General features: G+C 71.8%; 3 protein-coding genes and 1 pseudogene. 2 read left to right on the top strand and 2 right to left on the bottom strand.

Annotated features, from left to right (window positions below):
* Positions 1 to 168 precede the first annotated feature (168 nt).
* Both ACWGIG_RS37825 and era read left to right on the top strand, forming a co-directional pair.
* A pseudogene (locus tag ACWGIG_RS37825) lies at positions 169 to 510 on the top strand (transglycosylase family protein); the annotation flags it as partial.
* Positions 511 to 685: 175 nt separating this feature from the next.
* Positions 686 to 1,648, top strand: coding sequence for a GTPase Era (gene era, locus ACWGIG_RS37830; RefSeq protein ID WP_453326260.1), 963 nt, complete (start codon positions 686 to 688; stop codon positions 1,646 to 1,648).
* A 126-nt stretch (positions 1,649 to 1,774) separates the two neighbouring features.
* Here era and ACWGIG_RS37835 read toward each other — a convergent pair whose 3' ends face one another.
* Positions 1,775 to 3,145, bottom strand: coding sequence for a GH1 family beta-glucosidase (locus ACWGIG_RS37835; protein ID WP_453326261.1), 1,371 nt, complete (start codon positions 3,143 to 3,145; stop codon positions 1,775 to 1,777).
* 69 nt (positions 3,146 to 3,214) lie between these two features.
* The gene (locus ACWGIG_RS37840; protein ID WP_453326262.1) at positions 3,215 to 3,487 is read right to left on the bottom strand and encodes a protealysin inhibitor emfourin; all 273 of its coding nucleotides are present in this window, start codon (positions 3,485 to 3,487) and stop codon (positions 3,215 to 3,217) included.
* Positions 3,488 to 3,528: the final 41 nt, after the last annotated feature.

Genomic DNA, 3,528 nt, shown 5'->3' on the forward strand with positions numbered 1-3,528 from the left:
ACCTTCGGCCCGGGGGAGGGGGCGCTACGACCGGGACCTTCGGCCCCCGGAAGGCCCCCCGAAGGTCCGTGGATCGGGGCGGCCCGCGCTGGGAGTGTGGAGACACGCCGCAAGGGACATCGCAAGTTTCCGAGCGGCGGTCCACGTTCCCCAGAGTTAGGCCGCTACGTGTTCTCCTCCCTGATCCGCACCACCGCAGCCCGCCGCATCACCGGTTCCGTCGTCGCGGCCGGCGCCGCAGCGGCCGTGCTCCTGACGGGCGCGGGCTCCGCCTCCGCCGCGTCGGGTGCGAACTGGTCGGCCGTCGCGGCGTGCGAGTCGGGCGGCAACTGGGCCACCAACACCGGAAACGGCTACTACGGCGGTCTCCAGTTCACCCAGCAGACCTGGGCGGCCTACGGCGGCACCGCGCACGCCGCGAGCCCGCACCAGGCGACCCAGGCGGAGCAGATCGCCGTCGCCGAGAAGGTCCTCGCGGGCCAGGGCGCGGGCGCGTGGGGTTCCTGCGGCGCCAAGGGCGGGCTGGCGTAACCACGCCCCGCCGGGACCCCGTACGGCAGGGCGTAACCACGCCCCGCCGGGACCCCGTACGGCCGCCGTCCGGCTCCCGTACGGCACCGCTCCTGATCGCGTACGACATCGAAGGGCCGACCACTGGTCGGCCCTTCGGCGTACATCGGGGAGAATGGGGGCCATGAGCGCTCGTACTCCCGAAAACCCCGCAGCCGACCCCGCCCCCCACCGGGCCGGCTTCGCCTGCTTCGTGGGCCGCCCCAACGCGGGCAAGTCCACCCTTACGAACGCTCTGGTCGGTCAGAAGGTGGCCATCACCTCCAGCCGCCCCCAGACCACCCGGCACACGGTGCGCGGCATCGTGCACCGGCCGGACGCGCAGCTGATCCTGGTGGACACGCCGGGCCTGCACAAGCCGCGCACGCTGCTCGGCGAGCGGCTCAACGACGTCGTACGGACGACGTGGGCCGAGGTCGACGTGATCGGCTTCTGCGTGCCCGCCGACCAGAAGCTGGGACCGGGCGACAAGTTCATCGCCAAGGAGCTCGCCGGGATCAAGAAGACCCCGAAGATCGCCATCGTGACGAAGACCGACCTCGTCTCGCCGAAGCAGCTGCGCGAGCAGCTCCTGGCGATCGACGAGCTCGGGCGCGAGCTGGGCATCGTGTGGGCGGAGATCGTGCCGGTGTCGGCGGTCGGCGACCAGCAGGTGTCGCTGCTCGCGGACCTCATCGCACCGCTGCTCCCCGAGAGCCCGCCGCTGTACCCGGAGGGCGACCTCACGGACGAGCCCGAGATGGTCATGGTCGCGGAACTGATCCGCGAGGCGGCGCTGGAGGGTGTGCGCGACGAGCTGCCGCACTCGATCGCGGTCGTGGTCGAGGAGATGATCCCGCGCGAGGACCGTCCGGCGGACCGGCCGCTGCTGGACATCCACGCGAACGTCTACATCGAGCGGCCGAGCCAGAAGGGCATCATCATCGGCCCGAAGGGCCAGCGGCTGAAGGACGTCGGGACGAAGTCCCGCAAGCAGATCGAGGCACTGCTGGGGACGCCGGTGTTCCTGGACCTTCACGTGAAGGTCGCGAAGGACTGGCAGCGGGACCCCAAGCAGTTGCGCAAGCTGGGATTCTGAGCGGAGACCCCGTGCACGGGCAGGCCCCCGGTGCTCTGCCCGTGCGGGCGCGTCGTGGCCGGTCGCGCAGTTCCCCGCGCCCCTGAAGGGGCGCACCCCGGCCCGTCCGGCGGCCGCCCCCCGACGTCACTTCTGGGTCAGCAGCACGTCCCGCAGCCAGTGGTACGACGCCTTCGGCGTGCGCGTCAGGGACCCGTCGGCGAAGTCCACGTGGACCAGGCCGAAGCGCTGCGCGTACCCCTCGGCCCACTCCCAGTTGTCCAGCAGCGACCACACGAAGTACCCGCGGACGTCGACGCCCGCCTCCATCGCGTCGTGCAGGGCGCGCAGATGGCCGTCCAGGTAGGCGATCCGCTCCTGGTCGTCGATGCCCTCGTAGCTGCACCCGTTCTCGGTGATGACCACGGGCGGCAGGCTGTCGCCGTAGCGCTCGCGGAAGGAGACGAGGAGCTCGGTCAGGGCGGACGGCACCACCGGCCAGCCGAAGGCGGTGCGCGGGACGCCCTCGACGGGGTGGACGGAGAAGGGCATCTCCGGCGGTATCCCGATCCCGGCGAAGTCCGCGGAGACGGACGGGTCGTGGGCGCCGACCCGGGTCGGCCGGTAGTAGTTGACGCCGTACCAGTCCAGCGGCTGGGAGATGAGGCGAAGGTCCTCCTCGACGGGGCCCGGCAGCATCTCCGCGATGCCGTCCGGGTACCGCCCCAGCAGCAGTGGGTCAGCGAACAGCCGGTTCAGCTGCAGGTCGTAGAAGTCGGCGGCGCCCCGGTCCGCCGCGGAGTCCGTGGCCGGCCAGGTCGGGCCGTGCGAGTTGGCGATGCCGATGCTGCCCGAGCCGCGCGAGCGCAGTACGTCCACGGCCAGACCGTGCGCGAGGAGCTGGTGATGGGCGACGGGGAGGGCGTCGAACAGCAGGCGCTTCCCCGGTGCGTGGTCGCCCAGCGCATGGCCCAGGAAGGTGAGTTCGGCGGGCTCGTTGAGGGTGATCCAGCGGCCGACGCGGTCACCGAGCCGCTCCGCGACCACGTCCACGTACTCCGCGAACCGGTGGGCGGTGTCCCGCTCCAGCCACCCGCCCCGCTCCTCCAGCGCCAGGGGCGTGTCCCAGTGGAAGAGGGTCGGCACCGGGCGCACCCCCGCCTCGCACAGCGCGTCGACGAGCCGGTCGTAGAAGTCGAGCCCCGCCTTGTTGACCGTCCCCGCCCCTTCGGGCAGCACCCGCGACCACGACACCGAGAAGCGGTACCCGCCCACCCCGAGGCACTTGAGCAGGGCCACGTCCTCGGGGTAGCGGTGGTAGTGGTCGACGGCGACGGACGCGTCCGAACCGTCCTTGATCCGGCCGGGCTCGGCGGCGAAGGCGTCCCACGAGGAGGGCCCGCGCCCGTCCTCCCGCAGCGCGCCCTCGATCTGGTGGGCCGAAGTGGACACGCCCCAGAGGAAGTTGGCGGGAAAGCGGGGCAGCGGTGCGAAGGATCCCGAGGGCAGCGTTGTCATGGGGAAGATGCTCCGTACCCCTGGGTAACGCTGTCAACGGATCTGACACCGCGGGATCACCGCCGGTGGCTAAGCGCCCTCCTTCAGTACCCGCGAGATCAAGTCACGCTGTGCGTCGGAGAGTTGAGGCTCCGCGCAGTGCACCGTCCGTCCGTCCACCGTGATCTCGTAGCTGAATCCGTCCGGGACCGCCGCCCCCGGCAGCCGCACGCCCCGGGCGGAGGCGACCGCCGCCGAGGCCAGGGCGTGCCACTCGCGGGCGTCGGGCAGGCCGGAGGTGTCGACCTCGGCCCGGCGCTCGATGCCGGCGAAACCTCCGGTGCGGACTACCGAAATAAGCATGGGGTCCGTTCTAGTACGCGGAAGGCTCCGCGGGTAGGGGG

This window comes from Streptomyces sp. NPDC054863, from assembly GCF_053610825.1.